The organism is Salegentibacter sp. BLCTC (genome assembly GCF_015143665.1).
GTDB classification, from domain to species: domain Bacteria; phylum Bacteroidota; class Bacteroidia; order Flavobacteriales; family Flavobacteriaceae; genus Salegentibacter; species Salegentibacter maritimus.
Window position 1 is genome coordinate 155,521 of sequence record NZ_WYEW01000007.1, and the last position, 21,139, is coordinate 176,659.

14 protein-coding genes are annotated in these 21,139 nt (G+C 38.2%); all 14 read right to left on the reverse strand.

Going from position 1 to position 21,139, the window contains the following annotated elements; translation table 11 throughout:
- Nucleotides 1–86 precede the first annotated feature (86 nt).
- The 14 genes from GUB10_RS10355 to GUB10_RS10420 all read right to left on the reverse strand — a co-directional run bounded on the left by GUB10_RS10355 (nucleotide 87) and on the right by GUB10_RS10420 (nucleotide 21,139).
- The gene (locus tag GUB10_RS10355; RefSeq protein WP_193711379.1) at nucleotides 87–809 is read right to left on the reverse strand and encodes an energy transducer TonB; all 723 of its coding nucleotides are present in this window, start codon (nucleotides 807–809) and stop codon (nucleotides 87–89) included.
- A 44-nt stretch (nucleotides 810–853) separates the two neighbouring features.
- Nucleotides 854–1,276: a VanZ family protein gene (locus GUB10_RS10360; protein WP_193711380.1), complete on the reverse strand. Its 423-nt coding sequence runs from the start codon at nucleotides 1,274–1,276 to the stop codon at nucleotides 854–856.
- On the reverse strand, nucleotides 1,248–1,628 hold the full coding sequence (gene gcvH / locus GUB10_RS10365; protein ID WP_193711381.1) for a glycine cleavage system protein GcvH: 381 nt from the start codon (nucleotides 1,626–1,628) through the stop codon (nucleotides 1,248–1,250). The genes GUB10_RS10360 and gcvH overlap by 29 nt, the downstream gene beginning before the upstream one ends.
- Before the next feature lie 62 nt (nucleotides 1,629–1,690).
- The gene (gene sprA, locus GUB10_RS10370; RefSeq protein ID WP_370591092.1) at nucleotides 1,691–8,797 is read right to left on the reverse strand and encodes a cell surface protein SprA; all 7,107 of its coding nucleotides are present in this window, start codon (nucleotides 8,795–8,797) and stop codon (nucleotides 1,691–1,693) included.
- A gap of 64 nt (nucleotides 8,798–8,861) precedes the next feature.
- On the reverse strand, nucleotides 8,862–9,443 hold the full coding sequence (ruvA, locus tag GUB10_RS10375; protein ID WP_193711383.1) for a Holliday junction branch migration protein RuvA: 582 nt from the start codon (nucleotides 9,441–9,443) through the stop codon (nucleotides 8,862–8,864).
- A 203-nt stretch (nucleotides 9,444–9,646) separates the two neighbouring features.
- On the reverse strand, nucleotides 9,647–11,932 hold the full coding sequence (locus GUB10_RS10380; protein WP_193711384.1) for an NADP-dependent malic enzyme: 2,286 nt from the start codon (nucleotides 11,930–11,932) through the stop codon (nucleotides 9,647–9,649).
- Between the two features lie 202 nt (nucleotides 11,933–12,134).
- Entirely contained in the window at nucleotides 12,135–13,061 is a 927-nt protein-coding gene (gene queG, locus GUB10_RS10385; protein ID WP_227740367.1) for a tRNA epoxyqueuosine(34) reductase QueG, read from the reverse strand.
- A 2-nt stretch (nucleotides 13,062–13,063) separates the two neighbouring features.
- On the reverse strand, nucleotides 13,064–14,395 hold the full coding sequence (locus GUB10_RS10390) for a cytochrome P450 (RefSeq protein ID WP_193711385.1): 1,332 nt from the start codon (nucleotides 14,393–14,395) through the stop codon (nucleotides 13,064–13,066).
- A gap of 9 nt (nucleotides 14,396–14,404) precedes the next feature.
- A complete protein-coding gene (ruvB, locus tag GUB10_RS10395; RefSeq protein WP_193711386.1) occupies nucleotides 14,405–15,427 on the reverse strand; it encodes a Holliday junction branch migration DNA helicase RuvB in 1,023 nt (340 codons plus the stop codon).
- Nucleotides 15,428–15,586: 159 nt separating this feature from the next.
- A complete protein-coding gene (locus tag GUB10_RS10400; protein WP_193711387.1) occupies nucleotides 15,587–17,413 on the reverse strand; it encodes a cbb3-type cytochrome c oxidase subunit I in 1,827 nt (608 codons plus the stop codon).
- Nucleotides 17,414–17,440: 27 nt separating this feature from the next.
- A complete protein-coding gene (locus tag GUB10_RS10405; RefSeq protein ID WP_193711388.1) occupies nucleotides 17,441–18,508 on the reverse strand; it encodes a cytochrome c oxidase subunit II in 1,068 nt (355 codons plus the stop codon).
- Between the two features lie 30 nt (nucleotides 18,509–18,538).
- Entirely contained in the window at nucleotides 18,539–19,879 is a 1,341-nt protein-coding gene (locus GUB10_RS10410) for a quinol:cytochrome C oxidoreductase (RefSeq protein WP_193711389.1), read from the reverse strand.
- Between the two features lie 25 nt (nucleotides 19,880–19,904).
- Complete coding sequence (locus GUB10_RS10415; RefSeq protein ID WP_193711390.1) at nucleotides 19,905–20,606, reverse strand: cytochrome c; 702 nt, start codon at nucleotides 20,604–20,606, stop codon at nucleotides 19,905–19,907.
- Nucleotides 20,607–20,611: 5 nt separating this feature from the next.
- Nucleotides 20,612–21,139 carry a DUF3341 domain-containing protein gene (locus GUB10_RS10420; RefSeq protein WP_193711391.1) on the reverse strand — a complete coding sequence of 176 codons (528 nt, stop codon included), beginning with the start codon at nucleotides 21,137–21,139 and terminating at the stop codon, nucleotides 20,612–20,614.

A 21,139-nucleotide genomic window follows, 5' to 3' on the forward strand; every position in this document is an offset into this window, starting at 1 on the left:
TATACATTTTTTTGAATAGAGTAAACCGGTATAAACAAAAAAATCCCGGGAACAAGCCCGGGATTCAATATCAAAAAAAACTTTATTTAGTCCTGTACCTGGAATACAATAGGTAGCGAGTACATAACTCCAACCGCTTTTCCTCTTTGTTTCCCTGGTTGCATTTTCGGTAATTTATTAATTACTCTTGCAGCCTCACGTTCTAATCTTGGGTGCGGTGCACGAGACATTACGTTAGTAATATTTCCCTTTTCATCAATTTTAAACTGAACAATCACTCTATTTACACCCGAAAGACCTAGCTCTGCACCAAGATCTGTATCAAAGTTACGGTTTACAAACTGACTGATTTTTTTACTCATACATTGTTTGCGCTCTTCATTATTTTTCAGGTTTTCACAACCTGGGAAAATTGGCACATCTTCAATAACAGCAAAAGGTACATCTGCCACTTCTTCTTCTACAGGAGCCTCAACAACTTCCTCTACTTCAACAATCTCTTCAAGATTTGTTTCTGTAGATTCAATCTCATCTTCCTCAACCTCTTCTTCATCCTCTACAACCTCAATAATCTCTGGCGCTGGAGGCGGCGGAGGTGGTGGCGGAGGTGTATTCTGCATCTCGGTAATTGGGATTTCTTCATCGTCTAAATCGTCCATACTTAACTGGCCGGTATCAATGGCTTCCTTGTCATAAGTCTTCCATTCAATAGCACGCCAGGTAATTAATAGGACCAGGACAAGCCCCAATTGGAGAAACAGCACGCTCTTTCTCTTTAAATCGGCTTTTGGATTTTTCTTTGGTTCCATAATTGGTTATTGATTAATAAGGATTGCTAAAATAAATATTTTTTCTAAAAAACTAAATTAATCTTGCTATTTAACCTTTTTAGACTTCTTTCAAAGAAAAGAAAGATAATAACAGCAAGCAAAACACCAGTGGTATTAGCCAAAATATCAAACCAATCTGGTTGACGATAACTGGTGAGCACTCCTTGTAAAAGCTCAATTAACATACCAAACAGCACTGCAAGGCCTGCAATTTTAAAAAGGTTACTCTTATAAGTATTCTTAGGTTTATTTTTCAACATAAAATATACCTTCCACAATACCAATAACCCAAAATAAGCTACAAGGTGTAAAAGTTTATCTGTAGGATTAAAACTTCCAACACTAATTTTACCAAGTTTCACCAAAGACGAAACCGTTAGTAAAACTGTGTAGGAACAAGCTACAAATAAAGCAATTCTAGTTACCAAGAATTTCTTTATAAGCATCTGCGCTTAAAAGTTCTTCCAACTGAGATTCATCAGAAAATTTCACTTTAATCATCCAACCTTCTCCGTAAGGGTCTGAATTCACTTTTTCAGGCTCGTCTTCAAGACTTTCATTAAATTCAATAATCTCTCCAGAAATTGGCAAATACAGGTCTGAAACGGTCTTTACCGCTTCTACAGTACCAAACACCTCTTCTTTATCAAGGGTCTCATCCAGGGTTTCTACTTCTACATAAACGATGTCTCCCAATTCGCTTTGAGCGAAATCTGTAATACCTATTGTAACAGTATCACCTTCTACCCTGATCCATTCGTGATCTTTGGTATACTTTAAATCTTGTGGAATATTCATTGGTTCTATTTTATATTGGAGCAAAGTTAATTTTTTAAAGCAATACTTCAAACAAGGCTCAATTAATTTCCAAAATTATATCTAAGTGTAATTCCCGATCTTATAGTTGTTTGCGGGAAAGCGGTAGAAACAGCGTATTCAGAGAAATTATGCTCATAATAAAATATAGCTGTTAAGTTGCTGGAAATGGCATAATCTGTAGTAAAATTAAGGCGCCAAATATCCTGCCCGGCAATCACCTGGCTGGTTTCCAAGTCAAGGTACCTAATAATACTTTTATTCCTTCTAAAAGAAACATCAGCTTTAAAGTTAAGGTCGCTGCTTAAAATTCTATTTCGCCCACCAAGACCAGTTGCGATTTTTAGATCCTTTATTCTGTAGCCTGCGCCAAAAATATATTCATTTCCGGTAGTTTCAGTAAGCAGGTTATTATCAAAGCTTAAAGAAAGCATTCGGTCTTTCCTAACTTCGGCCAACAATTGAATGGCATTTTTAGTTTCCAGGTCTAACCGAAATAATGGTGTAAACAATTCAGTTAAAACAATATTTGAATACAACATAGGGCTTTTAAAATCCCCTGCCTGGTTAGTATCAAATTCGTTATCCGGGTCATAATCTAAATTGGTTTGAAACTGGTTAATAGTATGATTGGATTGGTAACCGTGATTTATTGAAAACCTTCTAAATTTATCCCTAAACCAACCAATACGCATTAACCCGGTATACTTTAGATTCCAATTTGGCAAAGGCATATCCCTAAATGCACCTAATTTAACATCTTCAGGATCTTTACCCGCGTAAGCTGAAACAAAAGCAGGAAGCAAAACAGCCTGGCTTGTTTTTCCTATTCCCTTTGGAAAACCATCTTCATCTACATCGTTAGGATCTAAACCACGTTCCCTGGCTATTCTTCTTGCAATGGTCAAACGATTTTCCCTAAAGTTTTCAAATGTTGCTGAAGATTGCTCGTTAGATTGATTGAATGCAGTTTTTATAAGAATTGTAGAAATATTAAAGTTCCCATAATTATATGGTGTTAAGGGAATATATTCAAGCGTAGTTGGATTTACCCTATAATTTTCTGAATAATTTTCTGAATAATTCCTACTCGCACTAACATCTACAGTAAGGTCTGGGATAATATCAAGGGAAGCCTGCACATCTAATTGCTCGTTCTTTAAAGTAGAATACTGCTGATTAAAATTTTGGAATAAGGTTAACCAACCTCTTCTAGCAGCATTGTACCTAATTTCGTCCTGCCAACCAAAAGCAAAACCGGCACTGGGTCGTAAAGTTCCCATAAAGCCAACACTAGGGGTATAGCCGGGAAGAAAAGTACCTTCATTTTGCCTATAGTTTATTTGCAACCTACTTAACACCGTTACAAAATCTACAAAAGTATTAAAGCCTTTACTTGTTTTTTTAACCACCTCAGCATTCTGCCCGGCCTGTCTATCTTGAGGCGCCCCATCTAAAGTAGGCACACCTGCACTACGCTGCTTTATGGTCTTGTTACCCCTGCCTTCTTTCTTTTCAAGCCCTAAATAAGAATACAAAGACTCCATATCAAGATTGGCATTTATTTGATGGGAACTCGAGTTTTGCACACTATTCCCTATATCAGGAATATTTTCCAGGTTTTCGTAAATACGGGAGCCACGTTGCCATTGAAAATCACCCGTATAGGAGTATGTTGCATTTATAAAATCCAGTACCGGAATTTTATCAAAAGGAAGGTCATAATTTACCTGTAAATTTTGGTAATGTAAATCTGGAGTACCTATGCTGAAAAAATTATCCCAAACCCCAATAGTGTTATCGGCAAAACCTTCTTCGTCTATGTAATTTCTAACAATTCTATTATTTGAGGCATTAAAAGCAAAATTTAATGAATTTGTAAGGTTGTAGTTTATACCATATTCCCAGTTAAACAAATAATTTCGCTGGTAAAGGGTAGGAATTCCTAAATCTTCATCTGAAAGCTCCAGCGATCTAAATTTCTGCTCGTTGTACTGTCTTAAAATGGTAGAACTTGCATTTATGTTAGACGGCAATAAATTCACATTAAAATCTCTTACCAAAGAATAATAATCGCTACTATCTAATGCCGAAATATTTTTAAAAGGCTCTACTTGTTTAGGCTCGAAGTTAAACTCGTAAGTAGCCCCTGCACGTACATTCTGACTTAAAGATTCTTCTATTTCAAAATCCCTGTGATCTACCTGATTGTAAGAAGTTGTAAAAGCAAAGTTTTCAATATCATAGGGCATAGGCTTTGCTTCGCCTGTACGTTCTTTTCGCAAGCCAATAACATTTATACTTTGGCGTTTTGTATAGGTTTGAGATTGTTTTTTTACGCGCTCTCTTTCTGCTGGATCTACAATATCGGCCAAGCGGGTTTCCAATTCTAAATCCAGAAATTCCTGGTCAAATTTTGGTGTAACCAGCTCCTCTCCCCTACTGTAATTAAAAGGAATTTTAACTCCCCATTTTTCCGGAAGCAATTGGCCAACATTAATATTGGTAACAACATCGTATTGCTGCGAATTTTCCCTGCTTCGCTGGTTTGGCCCCTGCTCTATGGTTCCAAAGCCTACGGTGCTTTTTCTACCCGTAGCGGCCAGCGTTGCAAAATCGGCCAGGTTTGTATCCATATTAATTATGGTTGCCCAGCCTCCTTCATTATCAAGATCTGAAAGCCTTAACTCATTAAACCAAACTTCTCCACACAAATCCTGCACCCCGCTGGTTGGCGTTCCATTTTTTAGTCCTAACATTAGCACCCTAACATTTCCAAAGCTGGGATTCCCTTTTATCCCAAGACGAAGCTTATCCATTTCATACGGATCTTCTTCATCTACCAACTCCAGGCTTTCTGAAAAGAAGTTTAATTTACCGGCATTTAAAGCAGGGTCGCCAAGCACACTGGTTTTTACACGTTGCAATAAATTTAAAGGCAATTCCATTCTATTACCTTCAGGCCAAATTTCTTCGGCTGTCGTGGCTCCAAAAACAGTAGGGCTTAAAGGCACTTCAATCTGATAGTAATTATCGGTAAAATCGGTTCCCATTCTAATAAAAGCAACCAATTGACCGTCTTTTAAAGGCGTCTTGTTCGGTAAAGATTCGGCGTGCAAAAACATTTCCAGTTTTTTATATTGCCGCATATCTAGCTGAAAATTCTTATAAACCGCCCTGGAATCTTGTGGCTCGAGATCACAAACCCTAAGGGAAAGAGATTGTTCATTTTGCCTAATATTAGTATTATTCTCAAAAAGTTCTTCTCTAATCACCCCCGGAGGCAACACATAAGGTATGGGTTCCCGGTTTTCATTTTCTTCAATATTTACCGCTGAAACTTCAAAAAGGGTATTCTGATTTTCAGGAAGTACACTTCTATCCCTCAAACCACGATTATACCGTCTATAGTCTCCACGCACCAGCTCCATGGTTCCAAAACGCAATAGGGTCTTCTCTTCAAACCCACTAAGGAACATTCTCATAAACCGTATAGACCTATAATCTGCAATTCCCCCTTTAGCATCTGTTGGCTCGTATATTGGTATTTTAAACTGAAGCCAGCGCACGGGTAGTTCGTTTCCATTTCTAAGGGTAGTAGTAAGTTCTTTTTCGTCGGTTATATATTGATTATTTTCAATACCCATACCCGGAAAAAATGGTATTTCATACTCAAAATAACTATCTATGGTATTCATCGTGTTATCACGATTTACATCTTCTGTAGTAGGCAAAGTGGTGTTTCCCCTATTGGTATTCCCAACTTCCGGTGGTGAATTTCCGTCGGGGCCATTATACCTTTTGTAACGGCTAACAATATCTCCAGTGGTATTTAAAAAATACTCGTAGTTATCGGCTGCAGGATCAGGAAAATTACTAAACTCGGGAAATTTCGCGGCTTCCTGTTCATCTGAAAGCCCATCGTAACCCACATCCTGATTTCGACGCTCTTCGCCTTCAGTATTAAACGCATAGATTAAAGATTGGTCTGCAGGAACTTTGGCCACCTGTGTTTCTATGGTATTCTCTGATCCACCACTGGCCGGCAAGCCATTTTCAAATTGCTTTCTACCATCTTTTAAAACATCTTCAGAAATATTCCCTAAATTAAAATTGATAGTTCCGCCAGAGTTGCCATTATTTTCAGCATAAATATAAGGGTCCATCACCCAAAACTCTATAAACTCAACATTGCTCTGCTCAAAATTTGTGGTGTTTATTCCACGCATTATTCCTCCAAAATTTTGAGAAGGATTTGGCAAGGCTCCCTGTGCTGCCAGGGGGTTAAAGTTGTAAGGGCCACGTTCGGTTGGAAAATAAGCCAGATCCATAGTATATACCACCTGGGGTTGCCCCTGCACTACATCGGTATTTGGGAATATCTCACTGAGTGCTACCCTTCTTGTGGCGTAATTTGAAATATCGTTATCTGTAATTCCGTCTGGCCGTCTACTGCTATAAAATATAGGATCTATGGTATACCAGGCCAAACTTGCACGTCTATACCCCACCTTAGCATCGCCATTAGCTAGTTCGCCACCAAAACCAAGGGGCACACTACTTAACTCCCAGCTAAGGGGAGAACTAATATCTATAGTAGTTTGTGAAGCTTCAAAATCGTCTATATAAGTTGTCGCCTCTCCCTGAAAGTCGTTAACTGCGGGTGCTCCGGGTTGTAAGTATGCAAACTCCCCGGTAACAGAAAAATTAGAGGGGACATCGGTATCTACATTTGGCAATTTATTCACCAGCCTGGTAAACAAAGGAACTTCAGTAGAATAATTTATATTGAAACCAAAAATAGAATTGTTTATAGGCTCATAACTATAATTCGCTTTTTGGGTAAGTGGCCGTTCTTTTAGATTTAAAAAGGTTGCTCCTACCAAAAAATTTTCATTAAACTGATGTTCTACATTTATACCTGTAAAACGTTTGGTTTGTTGCCCAAACAAAGCATTATTTTCGGTATTTACCTGAATAGGAATATCTGAAGCCAATAGAGCTTCATCCAGAATTTGCACTCTTCCCAACTCGTAATTCACCACATAATCTACTCCTTCCTGCAAGACCCTTCCACCTGCAGTTACGGTAACCGATCCGGGAGGGAGATTAAAACCAATTGGTATTCCTTCAACTTCCCCCGATTTATACCTTCCTTTTAACTGAAATTTATTTTTATCGGCATCTTCCTGCTCAGCCTGAGTCTTTGTGGTTCGGTATAAAGACCTAAAAACATATTTTTGCTGGTTAGCATTCCAGGTTTCGAGAATATTATAATCTTCGGTTCCGGAGTTTGGCGAATTATCTAATTTATCAAACAAATGTTTCCCAAAAGGTTCTACCGTAGTAAAAATAATATTCCCACTTTGTGGATCTATTGTTAAACCGGGCACATAATCAAAGAAACCATCGCCACCGTTTATGGGGTCGTTGTTATTATTAAGTTTATCTAATTTAAACACACGAAGCAAAGGCGTTTCGGTGACATCTTCCGGGAGGGCCACTGCTCCATCTCCTGCAGGCTTTATATAATTTAAAGGCTGCGGATCTGTATACAGAATATTCAACCTAAAATCGTCCCGCTCTAACTGATACGCACCAAGACTATAAATATTCTTCATCATTAAATCCCACACTGGCTCATCTACATTGGTAATGGTGCTTTTAAGCATTTTTACCACAAGGTTTTGGTTTACCCGTTGGTTTGCACCGGGCTCGCCACCCGGGTTTTGTGCAGGATTATTATCTCCCGTGGCATTTACCCCGTCGTTAGCAAACTCCCCTACCTGATAAACTTCACCATTTACAGTATATTGGAATGCAACCGCTAGAATTTCGTCGTTGCTTAATCTCTGATTTAAAGATATGTATCCTAATTGAGTATTTAAGTTATATTCATTAGGTTGTAATTGCCGTGCATTTTCCAGTTTTACGTAATCCAAACCTTCTGAAACCTGCACCCCTCCAAAGCCATTATCTACCGTAGCCACATCGCGAATAGCCGGAGTTAAAACCGATTGAGCCGAACCATCTATCCCAAAAGGATTAAAATCGTTATTGGCATTATCTGGAAAGCCTCCAGCCGGTTGGTTAAAAAATCCGGCAGGCACGTTGTCAAGTCCGATGTTTCCGGGGATATTCGTTTCTCCAAGATCTTGAATCCCTACAATATTTCGGGTATCGGTAAGGTTTTGAACATTATTGGTTCGATTAGTTACCCAAACCTGAACTCTTTTAATTTGAATATTTGCGTTGATAAACGGATAATCTTTGAGGGCTTCATCATAATGATCCCTAAAATAATGAGCGAGGAAGAAGTGCCTATCCTGATCGTAATCCAGGGCAAATTTTTCAAATTCTTCAACGGCAGCACCACCTTCAACATTTACAGTACGACGCTCTGATTTTTGTTCAGAAAACACCCCCGTAATCCTGGTTTTCCCAAACTGCAATTCGGTTTTAAACCCAAATAAACTTTGTGCACCCTGCATTAAAGCATTGTTGAGCGGCATATTCACATTACCTACTTCTATCTTTCGCACTATATCATCTTCAGTAGGAGTATATTCAAGTTTTAATTGATTTTGAAAATCGAAGGTAGACTGAGTATCATAATTAGCAGTAATTTGCAAACGCTCCCCAACCTGCCCTAAAAGACTAAGGCTTATTCGCTGATCAAAATCAAAAGTGAGATTACTTCTATTTCTTGGGGAAAAAGCCGGGTTATCCTGTTTGGTATAAAGCAACCCGAGATCCATTTCTACGGTTCCCTGCGGAACAATATTAATTTCTGAACCCCCAAAAATACTTTCAAAGAAGTTATTATTAACATAAAAATCGGGCAATAAATCTCGTTGTATTTCTTCGGAACCTTCTTTTCGGCCTGCTTGCGCATCTATCTTCTGCTTAAAATAATTGCGCATTTCTTCATCCAACACAAGATTTTCATACTCCTGAGGAGTTAAAATAAGCGGAATTGAAAGATCTATATCCCCTAATTTTTCCCGGTAAATATAACGGTCCAGAATAGGATCGTATTCATAAAAAGATGAAATAAGCTGTGAATCTGGCAGGGAAATTTCACTAAGAGTGTACCACGTATCAGTTGTATCCTGAGGGGTTTCCTGTGCATTGGAACTCAATGAAATTATCAATGACAACAACAAGCTGAGTCTAACCGAAGTTGACAATTTCAAGTAATTGTACCTCAATTCTTTATAGATTTTTTAAAGCCATTTTTATAATAGATTCTACGGTAGGGGCTTGAGAATCTTTCATGATTTTATCTACTACCCTGGTAGCCTGCTTTCTTGCAAAGCCCAGAGTCTCTAATGCAGATAACGCTTCTTCTTTTATTGTATTGTCCTGAGGAACAAAAACTTCGTCTTCCCCATAGACTTTTAATATTTTGTCTTTTAAATCTAAAATCACCCTTTGGGCAGTTTTAGCACCAATCCCCTTAACACTTTGTATAGTAGGCACATTGGCGTTAGCAATCGCTTCTTTTACCTGATTAGGCTCTAAAGAAGACAACATTGTTCTTGCTGTACTGGTACCTACTCCCGAAACCGATATTAATAACCTAAAAATATCGCGCTCTGATTTTTGATAAAAACCATATAACGTGTGGGAATCTTCCTTTACATGCAAATGGGTATAAATACTTATATTTTCGGAATCTGGAATTAGCGAAAAGGTATGTAAGGATATATGCACCATATACCCAACACCATTGCATTCAATAACTAAGTAGGTAGGATTCTTCTCTATTAATTGCCCCTTAAGATGATGAATCATATAATTTTAACTTAAGGATTCAAATGTAGTAAATAAAAGTTAAGCCCGAAACCTTTGTCCCGGGCTTAAATGCTATATTTCCACCTTATTTTACTCGATAATCGAGATTTATCCCTATAATTAAATTATCGGGACTCCGTGACTTGTCACGAAACACAAAAATTCTTCCTATTTATTGCTTCGTTGACTGCCCACGAGGTTATTTACTTTTTTTGTTTCTTTTCCTTTTCCTGAGCATCTACAACCGTAATGGCAGTCATATTTACAATTTCTTCTACACTCGCCCCAAGTTGAAGAATATGTACGGGCCTGCGCATTCCCATCATAATTGGGCCAATAGAATCTACGTTATTCAACTCTTTTATAAGCTTATAAGTACTATTGGCAGAATCCAGGTTTGGATATATTAAAGTGTTTACCTTTTTTCCGGCCAATTTTGAAAATGGGAATTTATTCTGAAGCATTTCACGATTAAGTGCAAAATCTGCCTGTAATTCTCCATCTACATTTAAGTCTGGTTGATAACGATGTAGGTAAGCAACAGCATCTTTTACTTTAACAGCATGAGGGTCTTTGGATGAACCAAAGTTTGCATAAGACATCATGGCTACAACCGGCTCTATCCCAAACAATTTTACTGTTCTGGCCGTCATTTGTGCAATTTTAGCAAGGTCTTTTGCAGGAGGATCTATGTTAATAGAAGTATCACTAATAAAAAGTGGACCTCGAGAGGTGTTCATAATATTGGTAGCCGCCACTCGAGTTACACCGGGAGCCATTCCAATAAGTTCAAGCATAGGTTTTACAACTGTTGGATAAGCTCTTGAATAACCAGAAAGCAAGCCATCGGCATCCCCTTCGTTAACCATCATGGCTGCAAAGTAGTTGCGCTCACGCATTAATTTTTCAGCATCATACAAGGTAACCCCACTTCTACTCCTTGATTTCCAATATACCTTTGCGTATGCTTTTCGCTGATTTTCCTGATCATCAGCCTTAGGGTCTATAATAAGAACATCTTCATTGAAGTCTATTTCTTGCATCAATTCTTTAATCACCTCACGTCGGCCCAGTAAAATAGGAATAGCGATTCCTTCATCCTGAACTATTTGCGCTGCCTTTAGTACATCTAAATGATCGGCTTCCGCAAAAACAATTCGTTTAGGGTTCATTTTTGCCCGGTTAAGCAATAACCTGGTAATTTTATTATCACTGCCCATTCTTTCAAGTAGCTCTTCTTCATAGCGCTCCCAGTCCTGAATGGGTTCTTTTGCCACCCCACTTTCCATTGCTGCTTTCGCAACGGCCGGCGGTACTTTAGCAATTAATCGTGGATCAAAAGGTTTGGGAATAATATAATCTGAACCAAAATTAAGTCTGGTTTCACCGTAAGCAATATTCACCTGTTCCGGCACAGCTTCTTTGGCCAGCTCGGCCAGAGCTTTTACCGCAGCCATCTTCATCTCCTCATTTATTTTAGTAGCCCTAACATCTAAAGCTCCACGGAAGATAAAAGGAAAGCCAAGTACGTTGTTCACCTGGTTTGGATGGTCACTTCTTCCTGTGGCCATAATAATGTCCTTACGCGTATCCATAGCCAATTGATAATCTATCTCCGGATTCGGATTTGCCATGGCAAAAACAATAGGACGTTTTGCCATGCTTTTTAACATTTCGGGAGAAACAATATTGGCAATAGAAAGACCTACAAAAACATCGGCACCCTTCATGGCCTCTTCGAGTGTGTCTATTTTTCTGGAAGTTGCAAATTCCATTTTTTCTTCAGAAAGTCCCGGACGGCCTTTTCTAATTACGCCTTTGCTGTCTGTCATTACAATATTCTCTGCTTTCGCTCCAAAGGCTTTATAGAGTTTTGTACAGGAAACCGCTGCTGCACCGGCACCACTTATCACGATTTTTGCTTTTTCTATCTTTTTCTTAGACAGCTCTAGTGCATTAAGCAAGGCTGCAGCCGAAATAATGGCTGTTCCATGCTGATCGTCGTGCATTACGGGAATATCAAGTTCTGCCTTTAATCTTTGTTCAATTTCAAAAGCTTCAGGAGCTTTGATATCTTCAAGGTTAATACCACCAAATGTAGGTGCAATGTTTTTTACGGTTTCTATAAACTTATCTACATCTTTGGTATCTACTTCAATATCAAAAACATCTATATCTGCAAAGATTTTAAAGAGCAAACCTTTTCCTTCCATAACCGGCTTAGATGCCTCAGGGCCAATATCACCAAGACCTAAAACCGCAGTCCCGTTAGAAATTACTGCAACAAGGTTGCCTTTTGTGGTATATTTATAAGCATTTTCTTTATCCTTTTCTATCTCGAGACAGGGCTCTGCAACTCCGGGTGAATAAGCCAGGGACAAATCTCTTTGGGTGGCGTACTTCTTGGTTGGTTTAACTTCTATTTTTCCTGGTTTTGGCTTGGCGTGATACACCAAAGCCTCTCTTCTTTTTCTAGGATTATTACTCATAATTTATTTTTTCTGCTAATTACAAAGGTAGTAAGCTTAGCTTCAATATTGTGTTTCTTAAGACAAAAGAAAAATAAATTTAGAAGAAAAGCCCCCAACTTAATTTTTTATGAAAAATCAATAATTGAAAACTGGTTTCTGTAAAATTATATGCGAAAAATAAAAGTTTTTAAATACCAGGTTAAATTCCAAAAACTAAGAATTAGCCTTTTAAGTACTGAATATTTCTCTTTAGACCTTCAAATTTTGTTCGTTTAACAGCTGATTTCCTAAAAATCTCATTAAAGGTTTCTTTGGTTAGTTCTTCCCAGCCCTTTTTATCTTTTTCCAGCAATTGGGGGTGTGGGTTAAACAAAGGTTCGTTATGAGGTTTTGAGAATCTATTCCAGGGGCAAACATCCTGGCAAATATCGCAGCCAAACATCCAATCTTCAAAATGGTTTTTATAAGAATTGGGCAATTCGTCTTTAAGCTCTATGGTAAAATAAGAAATACATTTGCTGCCATCTACCTTATAAGGGGCTACAATAGCATCAGTAGGGCAGGCATCTATACAGGCGGTGCAACTTCCGCAATGATCGGTAACCGGGGTGTCGTATTCCAACTCAAGATCTACAATAAGTTCTGCGATAAAATAAAAAGAACCTGTTTGTTTAGAGAGTAAGTTAGAGTGCTTTCCTATCCAGCCCAATCCGCTTTTGGCCGCCCATACCTTATCCATAACCGGGGCAGAATCTACAAAAGCCCTCCCGTCTACCTCTCCTATTTCATCCCGCATAAACTGTAAAAGTTGCTTAAGCTTATCTTTAATCACAAAATGATAATCTCTACCGTAAGCATATTTACTTATTTTATAAGAGCCTTCTTTTTGTTTTTCTTCAGGATAATAATTAAGCAGTAATGAAATAACACTCTTAGACCCCTCCACAAGTTTGGTGGGATCCAGGCGCTTATCAAAGTTATTCTCCATCCAGCGCATTTCACCATGCCGATTTTCATTAAGGAATTCTTCTAAGCGCGGTGCTTCTTTTTCTAAAAATTCTGCTTTAGAAATCCCGCAAGATAAAAACCCGAGGCGTTTGGCCTCCTCTTTAATTAAACTCGTGTATTTAGAGCTATTTTGAATCAAATTTATCGGGATAAAAACTTTAAGAATGCATTTTTAGGCTTAAGTGTAATTAATGGTTGTATTTCAATTTCAGAAGTTTTGGGCTCAATCTTATAGCGAGAGATCAGTTCTGCAATTGCAATAATCATCTCGAACATAGCAAAATTATTTCCGATACATTTCCGGGGTCCGGCACCGAAAGGAAAGTATTGGGAGGAATATTTTCTCCCTCCTTCAGCAAAGCGTTCCGGTTTAAATTCATCTGGATGTTCCCATAGGTCTGGATGGCGATGAACCTCGTAAAGGGAGAACAATAAATTTGAACCGGGTTCGAAATATTTTCCTTCGAATTTATCTTCTTCCAGGTTAACACGATCTATAAAATATGCCGGCGGATATAGTCTCATAGACTCTTCAATTACCTGCTGAATAATCTCGCATTTGCCTACATAGCTCATTAAATCCAGATCCTGTTTCTTTAAGGCAGATATTTCCTCGTAGATTTTCTCCTGCCATTTTGGATTAAATGCAAGCAATTGGGTGGTAAAGCTTAGGGCATTGGAGGTAGTCTCGTGACCGGCCGTAAAAAGAATCAGTATCTCATCGATAAGCTGTTCTTCGTCCATGTAATTACCATCATCATATTTTGCGTCCAACAGCATGTCTAAAAGATCGTCATATCCTTCTTTTGAATTCCTTCTTTCCTGAACAATTTTACTTAGAATGCTCCGGGCTTCAGCGGTAAGCTTAAGATAACTATCTATCTTCCCGCTTGCTTTAAACCACCATCCCAAATAGGGTTGTCGTAGTTCTTTTACAAGCATTTTTTGAGTTTCCTCGGTAATGTATTGAAGCCTATTGATTTCATTCTGATTGGCAGCACTACTAAACAAAGATTTGACCACAGTTTGAAAAGCAAGGTCATTAAAAACAGGAAAAATATCCAGTTCTTTATTTACTGTTATCTTTTCATATTCCAGTAATATTGCCTGTTTTATAGAATCAAGCAGATTGGCAAGTTGCTTTTTATGAAAAGCAGGTTGAATTAATTTTCGCTGTTTTTTCCAATGCTCCCCTTCTGAGGTAAGCAATCCTTTCCCAACATATTTAACCAGATCCTTAGTTTGGATCTCAGATTTTACGAAATTCTTCTGATTCTTTTGAAGTACATATTCCACCAGTCCGGCATCTCTGGAAAATATTACCGATTTTCTGAATCCTATGTTCAATCGAAAAGTATCTCCTTTCTCTTTAAAATTATTATGATGAAAAGGCAAAGGATTCTTTAAAATATTCGTAGAATGTTTCAGGAATTTCAGAAGAGAAACTTCAGGTATTTTGGCAGAATCTTTCATAAGTTTTATTTAAAAAAGTCCGCCCTGAATATCTCCTTTTGTCCTTCCCAAATGTTTATATGCTGCCTGGGTAACTTCCCGCCCTCTTGGAGTTCTATATATAAACCCCTGTTGAATTAGAAAAGGTTCATAAACTTCTTCAATGGTTTCTGCACTTTCACTTACAGCGGTAGCCAAAGTGGTTAAACCTACAGGACCTCCTTTAAATTTATCGATAATAGTTTCCAGGATTTTGTTGTCCATTTCGTCTAAGCCGTGTGCATCTACATTTAAAGCCTTAAGCCCATATTTTGCAATCTCCATATCTATTTTGCCATTACCTTTAATTTGCGCAAAATCCCTAACCCTTCTAAGTAAAGCATTAGCAATTCTAGGAGTACCCCTACTTCTTCCGGCAATTTCTATTGCCGCGTCAAGATTAATAGGCACCCGAAGAATTTCTGCACTACGTTGTACAATATCTGAAAGTAACTCGGTTGAATAATATTGTAAGCGGCTGGAAATACCAAAACGCGCTCGCATAGGTGCGGTAAGCAAGCCAGAACGGGTAGTAGCACCAATAAGGGTAAATGGGTTTAAATTAATTTGTACGGTTCTGGCATTAGGCCCGGATTCTATCATAATATCTATACGATAATCTTCCATTGCCGAATAGAGGTATTCTTCTACCACCGGACTTAACCTATGAATCTCATCTATAAATAAAATATCCCTATCCTCCAGATTGGTAAGCAAACCGGCCAGATCTCCGGGTTTATCCAAAACAGGACCCGAAGTTACTTTTATCCCCACACCAAGTTCACTGGAAAGAATATGAGCTAAGGTGGTTTTACCAAGACCGGGTGGCCCATGAAAAAGGGTATGATCTAAAGCTTCTTCTCTTTGATTTGCCGCCTGTACAAATACTTTAAGATTCTCCAAAACCTGATCCTGGCCTGCAAAATCATCAAAGCTAAGGGGGCGCAAGGCTCTCTCTATATCAAACTCTTCGGGCGTGAAATTCTCTCCGGAAGGATCAAGGTTTTCATTCATAAATCATTAAAGTTATATCGCTATTTATTCAGCAAATATAATTAAAATACCTTGGAGGAGTTTCAATAGAGGTCGTTCTATAAGCAAGCCTACAAACAGGCCTAAAAACGAAAAACCTCTCCTGAAGCAGAGAGGTTTTTTATTGATATTCTATTAAGTTCAGTGGTTCAATTCTTCCTCATGATCCTGAAGCGGAACCGTTTGAGGAACAAAATCCTGACCAGGAATCACATAATCTGTACCGTCAAGATTCATCTTACTATAGTCATAAGACCAACGATAAACCGAAGGAATTGCACCAGGCCAGTTTCCGTGAATATGCTCTACCGGAGTAGTCCATTCCAAAGTAGTGGCATTCCACGGGTTTTGTGTAGCCTTCTTACCAAAGAAAATAGAGCTAAAGAAGTTATATAAAAATACAACCTGTATCCCTGCAGTTATAATTGCGAAAATGGTAATAATAACATTTACATCTGCAAGGTCATCGAAGTATGGAAATGCCGTGTTTGTATAATAACGTCTTGGTAAACCTGCAAGGCCTATAAAATGCATCGGGAAAAACACACCATAAGCACCTACAGCAGTAATCCAAAAGTGAACATAGCCCAGATTTTTATTCATCATTCTACCAAACATTTTTGGGAACCAATGATAAACACCCGCTAAAAGCCCATAGATCGCAGATATACCCATTACCAGGTGGAAGTGAGCAATTACAAAGTAAGTATCGTGAACGTTAATATCTAATGTTGAATCTCCTAAAATGATACCTGTTAAACCACCGGTAATAAATGTTGATACAAAACCAATTGAGAACAACATAGCGGGATTCATTTGCAAGTTACCCTTCCAGAGAGTGGTAATCCAGTTAAATGCTTTTACTGCAGAAGGAATAGCAATTAATAGGGTTGTAAATGTAAATACAGAACCTAAGAACGGGTTCATTCCTGAAACGAACATATGGTGCCCCCATACAATTGTTGAAAGGAATGCAATTGCCAAAATAGAAGCAACCATGGCACGGTAACCAAAAATTGGTTTACGTGCATTTGTAGCCATAACTTCAGAGACAATACCCATTGCAGGTAAAATTACAATATACACTTCGGGGTGACCAAGGAACCAGAATAAATGTTCAAACAAAACTGGCGAACCTCCCTGGTGACTCAATACTTCACCCTGAATATAAATATCACTAAGAAAGAAAGAAGTACCAAAACTTCTATCCATAATAAGTAAAAGTGCTGCAGAAAGTAAAACCGGGAATGAAACTACTCCAATAATAGCAGTAATAAAAAACGCCCAAATAGTAAGCGGCAGCCTCATCATAGACATCCCTTTGGTTCTAAGATTCAATACAGTAACAATATAGTTAAGCGAACCTAAAAGCGATGAAGCGATAAAAATAGCCATTGAAATCAACCAAAGGGTCATACCCATTCCGGAACCTCCAATAGCCTGTGGCAAGGCACTTAGTGGCGGATATATTGTCCAACCGGCAGAAGCAGGACCAGACTCTATAAACAATGAGCTAATCATAATTACACAAGAAATAAAGAACAACCAATAAGAAAGCATGTTCATAAATCCTGAAGCCATATCCCTTGCACCAATTTGAAGCGGAATAAGCAAGTTACTAAAGGTACCACTCAAACCAGCAGTTAACACGAAGAAAACCATAATGGTTCCGTGTATAGTAACCAATGCAAGGTAAATTGAAGGAGTCATAACCCCTTCAGGAGCCCATTTATCGCCTAAAAGCCACTCAAAAATCATAAACGACTGCTCTGGCCAGGCTATTTGCAAACGGAAAAGTACGGACATCATAATCCCTACAATACCCATTAAAATACCTGTTATAAGATATTGCTTGGCAATCATCTTATGGTCTGTACTAAATATGTATTTAGTAATAAAAGTTTCTTTATGATGATGTCCGTGATCTTCGTGGTGATCGTGAGCCGGTGCTGTTGCTATTGCTGACATATCTAAATTATATTCTTTTTAGTTCTGTTATTCTTGTGATTCCATAACGGTAGCAAACTCATCCTGTTCGCTTAACCATTGGTTATATTCTTCTTCGCTTTCTACTACAATCTTCATTTGCATATTATAGTGTGCGTCCCCGCAAATCTTATTACAAAGCAAGAAGTAATCGAATTCATATGAGTCTAATGGTGCTTCTCCTTCAGCCATTAAAGCTTCGCTATTCTCTTTTCTTATCTCATTAATGGTTTTAACCTTATCTACCATATACTCTGAGTTTCTCATTTCTTCGGTAGTAATATCCGGGGTAAAGGCAAATTGTGTCACCATTCCGGGAACAACGTTCATTTGCGCCCTAAAATGTGGGAAGTAAGCAGAGTGCAATACATCTTGCGACCTAAATTTAAAAAGGACCTTCTTTCCTACCGGAAGGTGGAGCTCTGTAGTTATCTTATCATCATCTGCATAACTATCGTTCACATTAAGACCAACCGTATTTATACCTTCAATAAAACGAACATTGGCCTCTCCAAGCGTATTGTCCTCACCTGCATATCTAGCCTGCCAGCTAAATTGCTTTGCATATATTTCAATTACAATAGGGTCTTCATCTTCCCCAATATTCATAATATCACTCCAGGTAAAAAGACCATAAATAATTAAACCTGCAAGGGTAATTACCGGAATAATGGTCCAAATAAATTCCAGTTTGTCGTTATCGGCAAAGAACAGCGCTCGATTGCCCTTCTTTCCTTGATATTTATAAGCGAACCAATGCAGTAATGCCTGTGTAATTACCTGCACTACCATAATGAGCCCAATAGATATAAACATTAAAGTATCTACCTCATTACCATGTTCAGAGGCCGATTCGGGAAGATATAATTTACTCCAGTGCCAAAAACTATATGCCATCCCAATATAAAGGAATATCATAAACCAAAGCATAAGCTTTGCTTGCTGCCTATTATCATTATCATTAGCTATCGCCGAACTTTCGGCGCCAGGGCCTTTAGAAAGCTCAAAAATCTTAGACATTTGCCAACCGGTAACGGCCAATAGGGCTAGTACAATTATTACTAAAAATACGGTCATTTTATAATTTCTTCTTTAAACAATCTTTTATTAATAATGGAAATGTTCACTTTCCTTAATATATGGGTTACGTTTAGCCAGCAATGGAGCTTTGGTAAGCGCATTAAAGATTACAAAAGTAAACAATCCTCCAAAGAAAAACACTGCACTAATTTCAGGCAAACCTATAAACCAGGATTCTCCCACCGTTGCCGGCATTACCATTGTAAAAACATCTAAATAATGTCCAACAAGTATAATAATACCCGTCATTACAACAAACCAGTTCATTCTCTTGAAATCGCTGTTCATTAATACTAATAGTGGGAAAAGAAAGTTTAAAGCTACCATACCAAAGAAAGGCAAGCTATAGTTCTCAATTCTACTAATAAAGTACACTACTTCTTCAGGAATATTAGAGTACCAGATAAGCATAAATTGTGAAAACCAAAGGTAAGTCCAGAAAATACTTATTCCGAACATAAATTTAGCTAAATCGTGAATATGACTATTATTCACAAAAGGCAGATAGCCTCTAGACTTAAGGTAAATACTAACCAAAGCAATAACAGTAATTCCAGAAACAAACATACTTGAGAATACATACCATCCAAATAAAGTACTAAACCAGTGCGGGTCTAAACTCATAATCCAGTCCCAGCTCATCATAGATTCAGAAACAAGGAAGAAAACAAGAAATCCTGCAGAAAGTTTGAAGTTCTTTTTGAAGTACGCATTATCTGTAGCTTCATCAAGCTTTCGTGAATTTTTAACAAGAAAATGTCTAAACAAAAACCAACCTGCAAGGAATATAGCAGCTCTTATAAGAAAGAAAGGTACATTTAAGTAAGCTGTTTTGTTCTGAATAATTTCGTCGTGTGCCACTACCTCCGGATCCATCCAAACGAATAAATGGTTTAAGTGGAAACCTGAAAGTGCCAAAAGAACAAACATAATAATACCTCCAGGAACAATATAAGCTGAGATAGCTTCCATTACCCTAAACAATACCGGAGACCAACCTGCTTGTGAAGCATACTGCAAGGCATAAAATGCCAGGGCTCCCAATGAGATCATAAAGAAAAAGAAAGCAGCTACATAAACAGCAGCCCAGGGTTTATTTTGCAATTGATGCAACTTATGCTCCAAATGTTCTGCATCGTGTGAACCGGCAGCGTGCGCATCATTTACCACCCCTTGCTCGGCATCAGCAAAATTTGCTTCAGCTTCTTCATGGTGAGATGTTTCACCGTGATGCCCTTCAGTGGCTATTATTTCCTTAACATCATCCAAATTTGATGGCGCCTGTAGAAACCCAATTACAAGTCCAATAGCACCAACAATCATAAAAATAATTGCTGTTAATTTTAATTTACTGGATAGCGTATACATATTTATAGATCTAAATGCTTTGTTCTTAATTATTGTTTTCTTCCTCTACGGTTAGCGCAGCTCCTTCGCCCTGAGCTTCCTGTGCATTTTGCTGTGCTCTATCTACCTCTACCGGATTTGCTTCAGCAACCGAGGCTTCTTTTACTTCTTCAAACGGGATTTCCTCGCCACCTTCCAGCTCATTTTTTAAGTTCATTACATAATGGGTAATCTTCCAACGTTCCTCTTCACTGGTTTGTACAGCATAAGAACCCATAGAGTTTAACCCGTAGTAAATTACATGATAAACACTTCCTTCTGTAATGGCACGTCCTACATCATCATACGAAGGAACCCCCAGAATTTTTTCACGTTCTGTTAAAATTCCTTTACCATCACCATTATCCCCGTGGCATACAGCACAATAAATAGTGTATAACGCCTTCCCTTCGTTAAGGTTATCTTCAGTATATGGAAGAGGATTATTTAGGTTGGCTTTAGCATTAGCCAGTCCTTCTGGCGAATCCTCATAATCATAAGGCATCCATCCCCTTGGAATAGTTCCCTCTACCGGAAGTTTGGCTTCCTGGCCATTTTCAAAAATATCATACTCCCCATAAGTCTCGTATCCTACCGGCTTGTACATATCTGGCATGTATTGATAATTAGGTTTGTCGCTATCTGCACAAGACATAACAACTCCTCCCACTAAGAACAATACTATCGCTTTATAGAACAAATTTTTCATTCTGTCTATTTATTATCTATTAATTTAATTTCTGCAGCCCCGGTATCATAAAGAAATTTAGTTAATTCCTCTACATTGTTATTTGCAACATCAACTTCCATTAGGAACATATCATCAGTTGTTCTAACGTCTGGGTTCTCTGCTTTTTTAAATGGCCAAAGTTTACTTCTCATATAAAAAGTAATCACCATAAGGTGTGCTGCAAAAAACACAGTAAGCTCAAACATAATCGGCACGAAGGCAGGTAAATTTTCTAAAAAACTAAAACTAGGTTTTCCTCCAATATCCTGAGGCCAATCCTCTATCATGATAAAATTCATCATAGCAATCGATACCGCAAAGCCCACAAGCCCGTAAAGGAAAGAGGTAATTGCCAATCGTGTAGGTGCCAACCCCATGGCTTTATCCAAACCGTGAACCGGCATTGGGGTGTAAATTTCACCAATATGATAACGAGCTTCTCTCACCTGCTTCACACCTTGTAAAAGCAAGTCATCATCATTATAAATAGCGTGTATAACTTTTGATGCCAT